This window comes from Pseudovibrio exalbescens, assembly GCF_028737195.1.
In the GTDB taxonomy this organism is placed as follows: Bacteria; Pseudomonadota; Alphaproteobacteria; order Rhizobiales; family Stappiaceae; genus Pseudovibrio; species Pseudovibrio zosterae.
In genome coordinates this window covers 420,860-436,514 of record NZ_JAQZAJ010000001.1, presented here as the reverse complement: position 1 = coordinate 436,514, position 15,655 = coordinate 420,860, and the positions used below count along the sequence as shown (strand labels likewise).

Below are 15,655 nucleotides of genomic sequence, written 5' to 3'. Positions count from 1 at the left end.
GCCGATCATCAGTTCGCACTGTCCACATGCCATGATGCGACTAGTTACATGAAAAAATGTAAATACAAAAAGGCCACGCGCAAGGCGTGGCCGTCTTCAACTCTTGCTGAGGACTCAGTTCCCCAGCTTGGCTGCGCGCGCCTTCTTCAGGTCTTCAAAGTCTTCGCCAGCATGGTGCGATGACCTGGTAAGTGGGCTTGCAGAGACTTTCAGGAAGCCCTTTGAGTAAGCAATGCGCTCATACGCCTTGAACTCTTCCGGCGTCACGAATTTCATGACTGGATGGTGCTTCTTGGTTGGCTGCAGATACTGACCAACAGTAAGAAAATCAACATCAGCGCTGCGAAGATCGTCCATGAGCTGCAGAACTTCGTTCCGCTCTTCCCCAAGACCGACCATGATACCCGACTTGGTAAACATGTTCGGATCGATCTCCTTCACCCGTTGCAACAGACGGATGGAGTGGAAGTAGCGCGCGCCCGGACGAACTTTCAAATAGTTGGAAGGCACAGTTTCCAGATTGTGGTTAAACACGTCTGGCTTTGCGTTCACAACGATTTCCAGTGCCCCATCCTTGCGCAGGAAGTCAGGTGTCAGCACTTCGATGGTCGTGTTTGGAGATACCTCGCGGATAGCCTTGATCACATTGGCAAAGTGCGTGGCACCACCATCATCAAGGTCATCGCGGTCCACTGAAGTGATCACAACATGTTCCAAACCCATGGTCTGAACCGCTTCGGCGATATGCTGAGGTTCGGTTTCATCAACAGCGCCCGGCATACCGGTACGCACGTTACAAAACGCACAAGCACGGGTGCACGTATCGCCAAGGATCATGAAACTTGCGTGCTTCTTTGACCAGCACTCACCAATGTTGGGGCAGCCAGCCTCTTCACAAACGGTAACGAGCTTTTTTTCGCGAACAAGCTCATGCGTTTCCCGATAGACAGGGGATGTGGGCGCTTTCACACGGATCCACTTGGGCTTGCGCTGCACCGGGTTGTCCGGGCGGTGTGCCTTTTCCGGGTGGCGTGGACGCGCGTCCTTCTCACCTGCGATCTCTGCATTTACTGCAGCTGGTGTCGCTGGCTTTGCGTTTGGCTTATTCAGTGTATCTACGATGGTGACCATGGCACTCACATGCTGCTTTCAGAGCGAAAGGTCAAGGCCCCTTCTCTCCGAACACCCTATGCAATTTACAAACCGGCCGGGAAACAGGGACCTAAAACACCTTGCGCTTCAAAAACAACAAGAGAACAGCCCCGCAGGTAGCTATGATCAGCTGATCAATAAACCCGCCAGTTACATTAAGATTCAAGATATTTGCCAGATACCCTCCAACAAGGGCTCCAACTAGACCAAGAACCAGGCTACCGATCATACCGCCGCGACTGTCGAAAACCCGATGCGCAATAAACCCAGCAATAAGACCGACAATAATCCAAAGAAAGATACCCATTTACATTCTCCGTAGCTCAACTCGCCCAAACACATAGCATTTGATGAGCGGACCCGGCACCACCACTTTATGCGGCCTGTCGATCACAAACCGACCCGCCGGAACACGGCAGAACCTCATTTGGCGGTTCAATTCGCCAGATCAATGAGTACCTCGCTTGAGCCATTCACCGAAGTACACGCCATTGATGAACGTCCAAGCAACGTCATGCCCACCCGCTGCAAACAACAGGTGGGCATCACAACTTACATGTTCAACGCACGTCCGTACGCATCAAGAACACTTTCCTTCATCATTTCAGAGAGTGTTGGATGCGGGAACACGGTGTGCATCAGGTCTTCTTCAGTGGTCTCAAGACCCATGGCAACAACAAAGCCCTGAATGAGCTCGGTTACCTCAGCACCAACCATGTGGGCACCCAGAAGCTGACCGGTCTTTGCGTCGAAGATCGTCTTTACGAGGCCTTCTGGCTCACCAAGAGCAATCGCCTTGCCGTTCCCCATGAATGGGAAGCGACCAACCTTGACCTCATAACCTGCTTCCTTGGCTTTAGGCTCGGTAAGACCGACCGAAGCCACCTGAGGATTACAGTAGGTACAGCCCGGGATCTGCCCCTTGTCCATTGGATGAACATGCAGACCGGCGATGTTCTCGATGCAGATCACACCTTCGTGCTCTGCCTTGTGCGCCAGCATTGGAGGGCCTGCAACGTCGCCGATCGCATAGATGCCCGGCACGTTTGTGCGGCCATAACCGTCGATTACCACACAGCCACGTTCGGTCTTGACGCCAACTTCCTCAAGACCAAGGCTCTCAATGTTGCCAACAACGCCAACCGCAGAAATCAGCTTTTCAGCTGTGATCTGCTGTGTCTTGCCGTCCTTGGTCTCAACCGTTGCCGTAATCTGACCATTGCCCTTCTCGACCTTGGAAACCTTGGCTTCAAGCACAAACTTGATGCCCTGCTTTTCCATGTTCTTCTTGGCAAGAGCAGAGATTTCCGGGTCTTCCACCGGCATGATCTGGCTCATCATCTCAACTACGGTCACATCCGCACCCATGGTGCGGTAGAACGAAGCGAACTCGATGCCGATTGCGCCAGAACCCATCACAACGAGAGACTTTGGCATCTTAGGCGGAACCATGGCCTCGAAGTAGGTCCAGATGTTCTCCTTGTCAGGCTCAAGACCTGGGATCACGCGAGGACGTGCACCTGTTGCAACAATGATGTGCTTTGCGGTGTAGGTGCCATGCCCCTTCACGCCCTTTGGCGTTGGGTGTTGCGGCTCGTAAGCCGCGCGGCTTGGTGCACCAACGACGATCTCGCCCGGCTTTGAAAGCTTGGCTTCACCCCAGATGATGTCGACCTTGTTCTTCTTCATCAAGAACCCGATACCACCGTTAAGCTGGCCGGAAACGCCGCGTGAGCGCTTGACTACTGCAGTCGGGTCAAAACTGATGTTGTCGGCAGACAGTCCATAGTCCTTGGCATGCTGCATGTAGTGGTAAATCTCTGCGGAACGCAGAAGCGCCTTGGTTGGAATGCAGCCCCAATTCAGGCAGATGCCACCCATGTGCTCGCGCTCAACGATCGCGGTCTTCAGCCCAAGCTGAGCTGCGCGAATAGCCGTGGTGTAGCCACCGGGCCCAGAGCCGATAATGATGACGTCATAGGCAGTGCCACTCATCGATCAATCCTCGTTGTTGCCGCCTCTTTTAGCTGAGGCTCGACATAAAGGTCAGAGAACCGGTCAAAGTTCTCTCGAAAGTATCGGGGAAGTTCCGGGCTGTTCTTGTCGATCAGCTTGGAGCCTCCATCTCCCGTATCAAGGCGTTTCAGCGTGCGTTCCGCTCGGCCCAGATACGCGTCATTCATGTGTTCCGTGTGCGAATAGGCGGCAACTTTGGTCAAAACCTTGTCCATGTTTCCAAGATAGCTGAAGTGCCAACTCGAAGATGGTCGGATGATGCGGTGCATCGGACGTCCGTACTTGCGCAGTGCTGAAGCATGCCACATGAGGCCCTCCAAGAACTTCGGCGCCGAACGACTTCTAATCACGCGCTCACGTCGAAGGTTCTGAGCCCCTCTGAAATGCCGACGCGCAATCATGCGTGGGCAAGACGTCTGATCATTCACATCATCTTTGTAGTTCAGACGGTACCGAAAGATATCCGTTCCAAACCAGGTCAGGCCATATTGGGACCGCTTGTCAGCCCTGGCAGCTTCCAGAGCTTCAGGCTTTGGGATCTCATCAACATCAGACACAAGGATCAGATCGTCAGGTGCCCCATTCGGCAGCCCTCGACCGATCGCATCCCTTTGATGATACTCACGTGTCCAGGCTGATGGCGCATCCTCGGGCATATCCGAGACAATCACGTGGGTGATTTTGTCGGCAAATGCTGAGAACCGTTCCTTGTTATCGCTGTAAAAAAGAGCCTTGGCCCCTCCGGTAAAAGTTTGAGTAGCCTCAACAAGGATGAACTGATCGACAACATCATAAAGTTCTCCCAGCCTGAGTTCGAGAACATCAAGCTCATTAAAGAACGTAAAACCGTCAATCACTCTTCCCATTCGGCACCCTCACCTGCAACTTCCAGCGCCCCTTGGGAGCAGCCTTCCGTATAACCGTCGCACCAGAACAGGTAAGGCGGCGGCCTGAGCCAACCGCCTTACATGAAGTCGTTAGACCAGCATGCTCATCGGATTTTCGATGAAGCCCTTGAAGGCCTGAAGCAGCTCAGCGCCCAGTGCACCATCAACCGCGCGGTGGTCGGTAGACAACGTGACGGACATGACTGTTGCAGGAACAATCTCATCACCCTTCACCACAGGCTTCTTGATGCCCGCACCAACCGCAAGGATGGTTGCATGAGGTGGGTTGATGACTGCAGAGAAGTCATTCACACCAAACATGCCCAAGTTCGATACGGAAGTCGTACCGCCTTGGAATTCGTTTGGTGCCAACTTGCGATCACGCGCACGCTTTGCAAGGTCCTTCATCTCGATGGAGATGGTGGACAGTGTCTTCTCATCAGCACGGCGAATGATCGGTGTGATCAGACCGCCATCGATGGAAACCGCAACGCCGACGTCAGCGTTCTTGTGCAACAGCATGCCACCTTCAGTCCAGGAAGCATTTGCGCCCGGTACAGCGCGCAGCGCCAACGCGTGCGCCTTGATCACCATATCATTTACGGAGATCTTGTAGGCCGGGTTGCCGTCTTTGTCCTTCGGAGCAGAAGCGTTCAGCTGAGCGCGAAGGGCCAGAAGCGCATCCAGTTCAGTTTCTACAGTCAGGTAGAAATGCGGAACGGTTTGCTTGGATTCCGTCAGGCGCTTGGCGATAACCTTGCGCATGTTGTCGTGTGGGACAACCTCGTAGGAACCTTCCTCGAACATCTTGAGGATCTGCTCATCAGACTGACCAGCAGGTGCCGCAGCCTTTGGTGCTTCGGCGGCCTTAGGCGCAGCATCGGCAGCGGCTGGCGCCTCTGCCTTACCAGTGCCAGATGCCAGCGCAGCTTCAATGTCGCGTTTCACAACGCGGCCGCGCGGACCAGAACCAGCGATCTTGGAGATATCCAGACCGTTCTGCTTTGCAAGACGACGTGCCAAAGGAGAAGAGAACACGCGCTCCCCTTCAGGCTTAGCAGGTGCAGCAGCTGGAGTTGGTGCTGGTGCAGCCGGCGCAGCAGGTGTAGCCGCTTCGGCAGCCGGAGCTTCTGGAGCGGCCGGTGCAGCAGCAGGTGCGTCGGTTGCCGCATCTACTGCAGAAGCATCTTCGCCTTCTTCGAGAAGAACAGCGATCAGCTCGTTTACCTTCACACCTTCAGCACCTTCCGGTACCAAGATTTTACCAACAACACCTTCGTCGATGCTCTCGACTTCCATTGTTGCCTTGTCAGTTTCGATTTCCGCGATCACATCGCCAGCAGAAACTGAATCGCCTTCCTTAACCAGCCACTTGGCAAGGTTACCCTCTTCCATGGTTGGAGAGAGCGCAGGCATCAGAATTTTGATAGACATCGAGTTGCCCCTCGCCTTATGCGGTGTAGGTCACGGCTTTCACCGCGTCGATTACTTCCTTGGCAGTTGGCAGAGCCAGCTTTTCAAGGTTCGCAGCGTAAGGCATTGGGACATCCTTGCCAGTCACGCGAAGTACTGGGGCGTCAAGGAAGTCGAAAGCCTGTTCCTGGGTCTGGAATGCGATTTCCGAAGAAACGGAAGCAATTGGGAATGCCTCCTCAACCGTTACCAGACGGCCAGTCTTGCGAACTGAAGCAAGGATAGTGTCGATATCCAGTGGGCGGATAGACCGCAGATCGATCACCTCGGCAGAAACACCCTGCTTTGCAAGCTCTTCTGCAGCTGGCAACGCGTAGGTCATGCCGATGCCCCAGGAAACGAGCGTCACATCAGTACCTTCGCGAACGACTTTCGCACGGCCGATTGGCAGCACGTAGTCATCCATGACAGGCACATCAAAGTGCTGACCGTAAAGGATCTCGTTTTCAAGGAACACAACTGGGTTCGGGTCGCGGATTGCAGCCTTCAACAAGCCCTTGGCATCAGCCGCAGTGTAAGGCTGAATCACCTTCATGCCCGGAATGCTTGCATACCATGCGGCGTAGTCTTGAGAGTGCTGTGCACCAACGCGCGCAGCTGCGCCGTTTGGACCACGGAATACGATCGGAGCACCCATCTGACCGCCGGACATGTAGAGCGTCTTGGCAGCAGAGTTGATGATCTGGTCGATGGCCTGCATGGCGAAGTTGAAGGTCATGAACTCCACGATTGGGTTCAGACCAGACATAGCAGCACCAACGGCAAGGCCGGTAAAGCCATGCTCGGTAATTGGCGTGTCGATTACGCGCTTTTCACCGAACTCATCCAGAAGACCCTGAGAGATCTTGTAGGCACCCTGATACTCACCGACCTCTTCACCCATCAGGAAGACGTTCTCGTTGCGACGCATTTCTTCTGCCATCGCATCACGAAGCGCTTCACGAACGGTGGTGCTACGCATTTCGGTGCCAGCTGGGATCTCAGGATCCTGACCAACTTCGACCTTGATTGGCGCACATGGGCTGACGTACTCATCACCCGTTGCGGCAGGTGCCGGAGAAGTCACAACAGCAGGCGATGCTGGTGCTGCTTCTGCGGCTGGCGCAGCCTCTGCTGCTGGAGCAGCTGCAGCGGTGTTGATGGCCGAAGCATCTTCGCCTTCTTCCAGAAGAACGGCGATTGGTGTGTTCACCTTCACGCCTTCAGCGCCTTCTTCGATCAGGATCTTGCCCAGAACACCCTCATCGACGGCTTCCACTTCCATGGTTGCCTTGTCGGTTTCGATCTCAGCGATAACATCGCCAGCCGAAACGGTATCGCCTTCTTTCTTGACCCACTTGGAGAGGTTACCCTCTTCCATGGTTGGAGAAAGAGCCGGCATCAAAATTTCAATCGGCATAACTTTGTATTCCCACCCTTAGAGGATAATGTCCGTGTAAAGCTCAGATGCATCCGGCTCAGAGTCGCTCTGCGCAAAGTCAGCCGCTGCTGACGCAATTCCGCGAACTTCCTTGTCGATCGCCTTGAGCTCGTCTTCACTCGCCCACTTCTTTTCAAGAAGGCGTGCACGAACCTGCTCGATTGGGTCGTGCTCGGACTTCATCTTCTGAACTTCGTCCTTGGAGCGGTACTTGGCCGGGTCAGACATGGAGTGACCACGGTAGCGGTAAGTGATCATCTCGAGGATGTAAGGACCGTTGCCTTCACGGCACCATTCCATGGCATAGTCGGTCGCAGCTTTCACTGCACGAACATCCATGCCGTCCACCTGAACACCCGGAATACCAAAGGACTGGCCACGCTGGGACAGATCGGTGGTTGATGAGGCACGCTCAACACTGGTGCCCATGCCGTACTTGTTGTTTTCGATCACATAGATCACAGGCAGGTTCCAGAGCTTCGCCATATTGAAAGCTTCATAGACCTGCCCCTGGTTCACTGCGCCATCACCAAAGAAGGTCAAGGCAACATTGCCATTTTCCTTGTACTTGTTGGTGAACGCCAAACCTGTCCCAAGAGGAACCTGAGCGCCAACGATACCGTGGCCGCCGTAGAATTCCTTTTCCTTGGAGAACATGTGCATGGAGCCGCCCTTACCCTTGGACAGACCACCCTGGCGGCCGGCGAGTTCCGCCATCACACCATTTGGGTCCATACCGCAAGCGAGCATGTGACCGTGATCGCGGTAACTGGTGATCATCTGATCGCCCTGTACCTTGGACATCTCCATGCCAACTACAACGGCTTCCTGACCGATGTAGAGGTGGCAGAAGCCACCGATGACACCCATGCCGTACAGCTGACCCGCCTTCTCTTCGAAGCGGCGGATAAGCAGCATCTCGCGGTATGCCTTCAGCTCTTCTTCCTTGGAGAACTCAGCGATAGCGGGCGTATTTTTCATCGCCCCGCGGGCTTTAGAGGCGCCTCTTGAGCGACCTCCGGTAGACTTGGTTTCTGTTCCAGCCATGACCCTCGTCTTTCGTGACGTGTGCTAATTATGGGAAGGACAGTACTCCGGAGAACCACTCACGCCAAGCCTGACGATTTAGAACAATTCACCGGCTACAGGATTGACATATATGGATTATTTGCAATTAACCAACATCAGGTTATCTACCTACACATAACCAGATATGAGTTAATATACCTCCAAACGAGGCTATCGACGTAAGATTGCGACTTCATTTGGATGCACCAGGTTCAAGCTGGCGCGTGCGCGCTCATCGACCATATCCGGATCCAGACTGTCCGGCATAAGCAGGAAGACCCTACGTTGCAGGACCAGACGCTCTTCTTTTAGAGCCGCGAGTTCGGTTTCCAGTTCAGCAACCTGATTCTCAATGGCTGCTTTACCGACGAGACCAAGCTCACCGTTGAATGCATGATAGCCGAAGTAGCTGAGCAAGGCCACAGCGACAGCGGGGCCAAGCATCTTTTTGAGAGAGGATTCTCTGCGTTGACGAGTAGTTGCTAGCAAGGGAACGACCTACAAAATACAAATTGGTCACTGGTTGAGACTATGCCGAAATAGCCTTAACCAAGAGTTTCCGCATCCCCTGATTTTCGAGTGAAGCTATAAAAATCAGGCCCGCTTGTGAGAAGCGAGCCTGAATATTCCTCATGCAGCTTTTGACAGCTTGACCAGCTTGTTTAATATGGTCGCAGTTCCCTTCAGCCTGTCCTCCGGCCCCGGCCAGTCTCTGGTCAACACAACCTTCTGGTCCGGCTTGATTTTTGCCAAGAAGCCCTGCTCGGCAATATAGGAAACAAGCCCGGCTGGGTTTGGGAACTCCGAATTGCGGAAGGAGATCACAACGCCCTTTGGTCCCGCGTCGATCTTTTCCACGTTCGCCTTGCGGCATAGTCCCTTGATGTAAACAATCTTGAGGAGGTGATTGACCTCGACCGGCATAGAGCCGAAGCGATCAATCATCTCCGCAGCAAAACCTTCGATCTCATCTGCTTCCGTCACATCAGCAAGACGGCGGTAGAGATCAAGCCGCACTTGCAGATCGGGCACATAGGTATCTGGGATGAGAACAGGCGTGCCGACAGTAATCTGCGGCGACCACTTCTCCTCACCAAACTCTTCACCGCCAGATTTTAGCTGGGCAACCGCCTCCTCCAGCATCTGCTGGTAAAGCTCAAACCCCACCTCCTTGATGTGGCCAGATTGCTCTTCGCCAAGCAGGTTACCCGCCCCGCGGATATCCAGATCATGACTGGCCAGCTGGAAACCTGCGCCCAGGTTCTCAAGGGATTGCAGCACGCGCAATCGACGCTCCGCGGTCACTGTGAGCTTCTTGTTGGCTGGAACGGTAAACAACGCATAGGCACGTGTCTTTGACCGCCCTACGCGCCCTCGGATCTGATAGAGCTGGCCAAGGCCGAACATATCCGCCCGATGAACGATCAGCGTGTTGGCGTTCGGAATATCCAATCCGGATTCAACAATTGTCGTTGAAAGCAGCACATCGAACTTACCTTCATAAAAGGCGTTCATGATGTCTTCCAGTGGCCCAGCGCCCATTTGACCATGAGCCACCGCAACTTTCACCTCAGGAACATTCTGCTCCAGAAATTGCTGTATCTCCGCGAGGTCAGCAAGACGTGGACACACATAGAAGCTCTGACCGCCGCGATAGTGCTCCCTCAGCAGAGATTCACGGATCACCATCGGATCAAAAGGCGAAATGAAGGTGCGCACCGCAAGACGATCCACCGGCGGCGTTGCGATCAAGGACAGCTCACGCACCCCGGTCAGAGCCAGCTGAAGCGTGCGCGGGATCGGAGTGGCCGAGAGGGTCAGGACGTGAACATCCGATTTGAACTCTTTAAGGCGCTCTTTGTGTTTTACGCCAAAATGCTGTTCTTCATCGATGATCAACAGACCCAGATCACGGAAACTCACGCTCTTTCCCAGCAGAGCATGTGTCCCCACAACAATATCGACAGAACCGTCCTTCAAGCCCTTTTTGGTCTCGCTCAGCTCCTTTGAAGAAACCAACCGTGATGCCTGACGCACATTGAGTGGTAGCCCCTGAAAACGCTCAGAGAACGTCTTGTAGTGCTGGCGTGCCAACAAAGTTGTAGGAACCACAATTGCGACCTGACGACCGGACATGGCGGCAAGGAACGCCGCACGCAGCGCGACCTCAGTTTTACCAAAGCCCACATCGCCACAAATCAATCGATCCATGGGGCGGCCCGATGCCAGATCCTCAAACACCGCATCAATTGCGTTCAACTGATCATCGGTCTCGTCATAGGCAAATCGGGCAACGAACTCGTCATAGGCCCCATCCGGCACGTTGAGTGCTGGCGCTGACCTCAGCGCGCGCTCTGCTGCGGTCTTGATCAATCCATCGGCGATCTCGAGAATGCGCTTCTTCATGCGCGCCTTGCGCGCTTGCCATGCTCCCCCACCCAGCTTATCGAGCTGCGCTTCCTGATCCTCGGAACCATATCGCGTAAGAAGCTCGATGTTCTCAACGGGCAGATAAAGCTTGTCGCCGCCAGCGTACTGAAGCTCAAGGCAGTCGTGCGGAGCCCCAACAGCCTCAATGGTCTTCAGGCCGATGAAGCGACCAATACCGTGCTCCACATGAACGACCAGATCCCCCTCATGAAGACTGGTCGCTTCCGTCAGCGCGTTGGAAGCTTTCTTGCGGCGGCGCCCCTGACGAACAAGCCGATCCCCGAGAATGTCCTGTTCACCGATAAAGGCGTAGGGGCCGATTTCGAAGCCTTGCTCGATCCCAAGCACAATGAGGCCACTCATGCCTTTTGGCAGCTTCTCCAACTCTTCAATGGAGCCTGCATACCCGGTGCGATCAAGCCCGTGATCCGCCAATACCTGTACAAGACGCTCGCGGGAGCCCTCACTCCAGCAAGAAATAACAACCGTTTTGCCCTCACCGCGCAAAGCCGAAGCGTGCTTGGCAAGCGCTTCGAAGATGTTGACATCTCCGGCCGCACGTTCCGCCGCAAAGCTTCGGCCCTGCCGTCCCTGCAAATCAATTGAAAGCGCTGAACCCGGAGGCGCTGCAAAGGGCGACAAACGCCCCACGCCGCGATCACTAAGCGTGGTGGTCCACTCATCCTGACCAAAGTAAAGCAGTTTGGGCTCAACAGGCTTATAAGGTACGCCGCTGGAAATGGCAGATCCGCCCAGCGCTTCATCGCGGGCGGCATGATGCTCGCTAACCTGCTCCAAACGCTCTTTGACTACGTCCTCATCAGAACTGTCGAGAACGATGGGCACATCTCCCACATAATCAAACAGGCTTTCCAGACGTTCATGGAACAGCGGAAGCCAGTGTTCCATTCCCGGATAGCGGCGCCCCTCACTGATGGTGTGATAAAGCACGTCATCCCTGTCTGCCGCGCCAAATGTGGAGACATAGTTGCGGCGGAAACGGGAAATGGTCTCAGGTTCCAGAACCACTTCGCTCATGGGCACAAGGTTTAGGCTCTTTTTCTGAGCGAGAGTTCGTTGGGTCTCCGTGTCAAAGGAACGGATAGATTCCAACGTGTCACCAAAGAAGTCCAGACGTACCGGCTCTTCAGCTCCTGGGGAGAACAGATCCACAATGCCACCGCGCACCGCATACTCACCCGTCTCGCGCACAGTGGGCGTGCGGGAGAAGCCGTTGATCTCAAGCCACTGGATTATGGAATCAAGCTGCACCCGGTTGCCCGGCACAAGGGTCAGAGCCTGAGCAGCAGCCCACTCGCGGGCAGGAAGGCGTTGCAACGCAGCATTGACGGTGGTCAGCAGCACGGTCTGACCCTTGGCCTCCACACCGCGCGCCAGCAGTCCGAGCGTCGTCAGCCGTCGGGCTACGATGGAACTGTTTGGCGAAACGCGGTCATAGGGCAAACAGTCCCATGCCGGAAGCTCCAGTGTTTTCACATGAGGGGCAAAGAATGCCAGCGCTTCGGCCACCTGAGACATGCGGGTCGCATCCCGCGCAACATAGGTGAGGACGAGCCCCTCCTCCTTGGTCTCTTCCAGCATCTTTGCGAGCACATAGGCTTCCGCTCCATCTGGCACAGACGACAGCAAGATATTGGCGTGATCGGAGAGCAGGCTTTCAAACACCGTCAAGACTTCCTTGGCTCAAAATGAAATGGGCGACTGATCGCTCTTACTTGTTGTGAAACGCGAGAATGCGGCGGAACAGCTCCGTGTTCCGGTCCTCGGGAACGGGTTTTGACCCAATGAACCACGAGAACAAATCCTGATCATTAAGCTGCAGCAACTCTTCAAGCTCATCGAGTTCTTCATCTGCCATGATCGCCACATGGGTCTGTACATAACCGCCGAGCAACAGGTCCATCTCTTTCATCCCTCGATGCCAGCAACGGAACAAAATCCGCTTGCGGCGAGGATCAAGGTTGGCGGTCTGCGCATCACTTGGGGGCTGATTGTCGTTGATCATGAGAGAGCCTCAACTTTTGACTGCCGGCGGATTAATCCGCCGCAAAGGATCAGAGAGCCGTGTATAACGAGCGGAAACACATCTGTCAGTGTTTTCTCATCTGCGGTTGCACAAATAGCGAAGACATGCGACCAATCAAGCCTCTGTTCACGTTATAGTCCGATTTTTTGAATGCGCCCAACTCGTCTTGATCCTCTCTTCGCTCCTGTAACCAAGTTGCCGGGCATTGGTCCCAAAACGGCAAAGACACTGACATCTTTGCTTGTGGGCCATTCCGAGCGTGAAGCGCGCATTGCCGATCTTTTGTTCCACCTTCCAACCTCGATGATCGATCGCGGCCTGCGCCCAGGCATCGCAGGAAGCCCGGAAGGCATGATTGTCACCCTCACCCTTCATGTGGATCAGCACCGAGCCCCGCCAAGGAACAGTCGTGCGCCCTACAAGATTTTCGCTCATGATGAAACCGGTTCTATTGAACTGGTGTTCTTCCACGCCCGCCGGGACTATTTGGAAAGCGTGCTACCAATAGGGGAACAGCGCCTCGTCTCCGGAAAAGTTGAGTGGTTCAACGACCGCGCCCAGATGGTTCATCCGGACTATATCGTCACAGAGGAAGACGCCGCCAGCCTTCCTGTTATCGAGCCCGTTTACCCGCTCACAGCCGGCCTTTCCGGGCGCATGATCACAAAAGCCATGCAGATGGCAGTCAAGGTGATCCCCAGTCTGCCAGAGTGGCAAGACGCCAGCTTCATGGACAAGCAGGGTTTCCCATCTTTTCAAGAAGCGCTTCTTTCCGTCCACCATCCGGAGGAAGCCTCTGACCTTGTTGCGGAAAGCAAAGCAGTCCGCCGCCTCGCCTACGACGAGTATCTGGCCAACCAACTCGCTCTGGCCCTTGTTCGCAATTCCATGCGTCAACAAGGCGGTACAGAGCGCCATGGCAACGGCTCCCTGCGCTCAAAAATATTGTCAGCACTGCCTTTTCAACTCACTGATGGTCAGGTTGAAGCGCTCAAGGAGATCTCGGAGGACCTGGAAGCTCCAGCAAGAATGCTTCGACTTTTGCAAGGGGATGTAGGCTCGGGCAAAACCGTTGTCGGCCTGATGGCCATGGCACAGGTCATCGAAAGCGGTGCACAGGCGGCCATGATGGCACCAACGGATATTCTCGCCCGTCAGCATTTCGCCTCCATGGAGCCGCTTTGCAAGGCTGCAGGCATACGTGTTGCTGTCATGAGCGGCAAAGACACAGCAAAGACCAAACGCGAGATCAACGCAGCACTGGAAGCCGGTGAAATCGATCTTATTGTCGGGACCCATGCGCTTTTTCAGAGTTCTGTAAACTTCAAGAACCTTGGCATCGCAGTAGTAGACGAACAACACCGCTTCGGGGTGCATCAGCGCCTCTCTCTGTCTTCCAAGGGAGACCATGTCGAAGTGCTGGTGATGACCGCCACACCAATTCCCCGTACGCTGGTTCTTTCGTATTTCGGCGACATGGAAGTGTCTCGTCTCACCGACAAGCCCAAAGGCCGCCAGCCCATCAAGACGGTCAGTGTTTCACTTGACCGGATCAGTGAGGTGGTGGATCGGCTGCGCGCTGCCATTCATCGCGGTGAAAAGGCTTACTGGGTGTGCCCGTTGGTCGAAGAATCGGAGAAGATTGATCTTGCAGCAGCGCAGGAGCGGTTTGAAGACCTGCAGCGCGCGCTGGGCCCTGTCGTCTCACTCGTTCACGGTCGACAAAGCGCCGATGACAAACAACAGGCCATGGATGATTTCAAGGAAGGTCGCACCCGGCTTCTCGTTGCAACGACTGTCATTGAGGTCGGCGTGGACGTTCCCGACGCCACCATCATCGTCATCGAGCATGCGGAGCGCTTTGGCCTGGCCCAGCTTCACCAGTTACGCGGCCGTGTTGGTCGCGGGTCTGCAGCTTCCACCTGCCTCCTCCTGTACAAGGCGCCCCTTGGAGAAACCTCAGCAGCGCGGCTTAACATCCTGCGCGAAACCAACGATGGCTTCCTAATTGCCGAAGAAGACCTGCGTCTGCGCGGAGAAGGTGAGCTACTCGGCACGCGGCAATCCGGCATGCCAGGTTTCAGGATCGCAAATGTGGAAGCCCATGGTGACCTTATGGAAGTGGCGCGGGACGACGCGAAACTGATTCTTGCGAAGGACCCTGCACTCCAATCCCCCAGAGGCGATGCCCTGCGTCACCTGCTCTATCTCTTCTCGAGAGACGAAGCAGTCAAGCTGCTTCGTGCTGGGTAGCTACTCGGCCGCTTCCGTTGGCTGCGCCTGTTCGCGTCCACCTTTCGCTGCCTTTTGAGCAACTTCCTCACCGTTCTCTTTGAGAATTTTCGGGTATTCCGGGTTCACCAGCCCAGCCGAAATCACAAGCTTCGCAGCGTCCTCCACGCTCATGGAAAGTTCAATAACTTCAGAACGCGGTACAAATAGCAGAAAACCGGAAGTCGGATTTGGTGTCGTCGGAAGGAACACCGAAACAGTCTCGGCTTCATCCTCAAGTCGGGCAGCCACTTCCCCCTTGGTGTCCGTCGCCACAAACACGATTGCCCATAGCCCTTTACGCGGATACTCGATCAAAGCTGCCTTCTTGAAGCTTTGACCATTTTCCTGAAACACCGTCTCGAAGATCTGCTTTAATGCGGAATAAATGTTGCGCACCAATGGCATGCGCCCAACGATGTTTTCACCAAGACTAACCAGGCTGCGCCCTGCGATATTCGCAGTTAGAAAGCCGATAACAGTCACAGCAAGGAGAGCGGCTATCAGTCCAACACCCGGCACTTCCATGGACAGGTAGGTATCCGGATTATAGACCTCAGGAATAAACGGCTTCACCCAACCATCCACGAGTTGTATGAGAGACCAGCTCAGATACAACGTGATGCCGATGGGCCCGGTCACGACAAGGCCGGTCAAAAAGTAGTTGCGCAGTTTTGTGAAACCACCTGATTTGACCCCGATACCGGTTGCATCTCCCTCCCGGTTCTGATTGAAATCTGAAGGCTTCATGTTCACTTTCTTTCCTTAGGACCTGACAAGCAAGCGTGATTGGCAACCACCATCCTATTGCTTTATATGGTGAAAGTGAGAGTGTTTTATTGCAAGAGCTCTACAAATTGTTGGTGAGGCAGCACTTTTTTATGGCCACAA

At 54.6% G+C, this 15,655-nt stretch carries 12 protein-coding genes; 1 reads left to right on the top strand and 11 read right to left on the bottom strand.

Translation table 11 applies throughout. The features are described 5' to 3' along the window. Positions 1-114 precede the first annotated feature (114 nt). From lipA to PUV47_RS02120, 10 genes are all read right to left on the bottom strand, one after another. Positions 115-1,131: a lipoyl synthase gene (lipA, locus tag PUV47_RS02165; protein ID WP_274216803.1), complete on the bottom strand. Its 1,017-nt coding sequence runs from the start codon at positions 1,129-1,131 to the stop codon at positions 115-117. A gap of 91 nt (positions 1,132-1,222) precedes the next feature. Next, positions 1,223-1,459 (bottom strand): GlsB/YeaQ/YmgE family stress response membrane protein, encoded by a 237-nt coding sequence (locus tag PUV47_RS02160; protein WP_274216802.1) that lies wholly within the window; start codon positions 1,457-1,459, stop codon positions 1,223-1,225. Positions 1,460-1,704: 245 nt separating this feature from the next. Continuing rightward, a complete protein-coding gene (gene lpdA / locus PUV47_RS02155; RefSeq protein WP_274216801.1) occupies positions 1,705-3,147 on the bottom strand; it encodes a dihydrolipoyl dehydrogenase in 1,443 nt (480 codons plus the stop codon). After that, entirely contained in the window at positions 3,144-4,034 is an 891-nt protein-coding gene (locus tag PUV47_RS02150) for an N-acetylglucosaminyltransferase (protein ID WP_274216800.1), read from the bottom strand. The genes lpdA and PUV47_RS02150 overlap by 4 nt, the downstream gene beginning before the upstream one ends. A gap of 111 nt (positions 4,035-4,145) precedes the next feature. Next, positions 4,146-5,489 carry a pyruvate dehydrogenase complex dihydrolipoamide acetyltransferase gene (locus PUV47_RS02145; protein WP_274216799.1) on the bottom strand — a complete coding sequence of 448 codons (1,344 nt, stop codon included), beginning with the start codon at positions 5,487-5,489 and terminating at the stop codon, positions 4,146-4,148. Positions 5,490-5,505: 16 nt separating this feature from the next. Further along, positions 5,506-6,927: a pyruvate dehydrogenase complex E1 component subunit beta gene (locus tag PUV47_RS02140; RefSeq protein ID WP_274216798.1), complete on the bottom strand. Its 1,422-nt coding sequence runs from the start codon at positions 6,925-6,927 to the stop codon at positions 5,506-5,508. Between the two features lie 18 nt (positions 6,928-6,945). After that, positions 6,946-7,995 carry a pyruvate dehydrogenase (acetyl-transferring) E1 component subunit alpha gene (gene pdhA / locus PUV47_RS02135; RefSeq protein ID WP_413697780.1) on the bottom strand — a complete coding sequence of 350 codons (1,050 nt, stop codon included), beginning with the start codon at positions 7,993-7,995 and terminating at the stop codon, positions 6,946-6,948. A 192-nt stretch (positions 7,996-8,187) separates the two neighbouring features. Then, positions 8,188-8,460 (bottom strand): FtsB family cell division protein, encoded by a 273-nt coding sequence (locus PUV47_RS02130; RefSeq protein WP_274216797.1) that lies wholly within the window; start codon positions 8,458-8,460, stop codon positions 8,188-8,190. 186 nt (positions 8,461-8,646) lie between these two features. After that, the gene (gene mfd / locus PUV47_RS02125; RefSeq protein WP_274216796.1) at positions 8,647-12,132 is read right to left on the bottom strand and encodes a transcription-repair coupling factor; all 3,486 of its coding nucleotides are present in this window, start codon (positions 12,130-12,132) and stop codon (positions 8,647-8,649) included. Positions 12,133-12,178: 46 nt separating this feature from the next. Further along, entirely contained in the window at positions 12,179-12,472 is a 294-nt protein-coding gene (locus PUV47_RS02120; protein WP_274216795.1) for a succinate dehydrogenase assembly factor 2, read from the bottom strand. 171 nt (positions 12,473-12,643) lie between these two features. Between PUV47_RS02120 and recG the strand changes: the two genes are divergently transcribed. Next, positions 12,644-14,746, top strand: coding sequence for an ATP-dependent DNA helicase RecG (recG, locus tag PUV47_RS02115; RefSeq protein WP_274216794.1), 2,103 nt, complete (start codon positions 12,644-12,646; stop codon positions 14,744-14,746). Here the strand turns inward: recG and PUV47_RS02110 are convergent, their stop codons facing one another. Then, complete coding sequence (locus tag PUV47_RS02110) at positions 14,747-15,514, bottom strand: DUF502 domain-containing protein (RefSeq protein ID WP_274216793.1); 768 nt, start codon at positions 15,512-15,514, stop codon at positions 14,747-14,749. Between the last annotated feature and the right edge of the window lie 141 nt (positions 15,515-15,655).

What these genes read in the sequence shown, in the direction of transcription:
- lipA (WP_274216803.1), bottom strand. Translation starts at nt 1,131, where the DNA reads ATGGTCACCATCGTAGATACACTGAATAAGCCAAACGCAAAGCCAGCG.
- PUV47_RS02160 (WP_274216802.1), bottom strand. Translation starts at nt 1,459, where the DNA reads ATGGGTATCTTTCTTTGGATTATTGTCGGTCTTATTGCTGGGTTTATT.
- lpdA (WP_274216801.1), bottom strand. Translation starts at nt 3,147, where the DNA reads ATGAGTGGCACTGCCTATGACGTCATCATTATCGGCTCTGGGCCCGGT.
- PUV47_RS02150 (WP_274216800.1), bottom strand. Translation starts at nt 4,034, where the DNA reads ATGGGAAGAGTGATTGACGGTTTTACGTTCTTTAATGAGCTTGATGTT.
- PUV47_RS02145 (WP_274216799.1), bottom strand. Translation starts at nt 5,489, where the DNA reads ATGTCTATCAAAATTCTGATGCCTGCGCTCTCTCCAACCATGGAAGAG.
- PUV47_RS02140 (WP_274216798.1), bottom strand. Translation starts at nt 6,927, where the DNA reads ATGCCGATTGAAATTTTGATGCCGGCTCTTTCTCCAACCATGGAAGAG.
- pdhA (WP_413697780.1), bottom strand. Translation starts at nt 7,995, where the DNA reads ATGGCTGGAACAGAAACCAAGTCTACCGGAGGTCGCTCAAGAGGCGCC.
- PUV47_RS02130 (WP_274216797.1), bottom strand. Translation starts at nt 8,460, where the DNA reads ATGCTTGGCCCCGCTGTCGCTGTGGCCTTGCTCAGCTACTTCGGCTAT.
- PUV47_RS02120 (WP_274216795.1), bottom strand. Translation starts at nt 12,472, where the DNA reads ATGATCAACGACAATCAGCCCCCAAGTGATGCGCAGACCGCCAACCTT.
- recG (WP_274216794.1), top strand. Translation starts at nt 12,644, where the DNA reads ATGCGCCCAACTCGTCTTGATCCTCTCTTCGCTCCTGTAACCAAGTTG.
- PUV47_RS02110 (WP_274216793.1), bottom strand. Translation starts at nt 15,514, where the DNA reads ATGAAGCCTTCAGATTTCAATCAGAACCGGGAGGGAGATGCAACCGGT.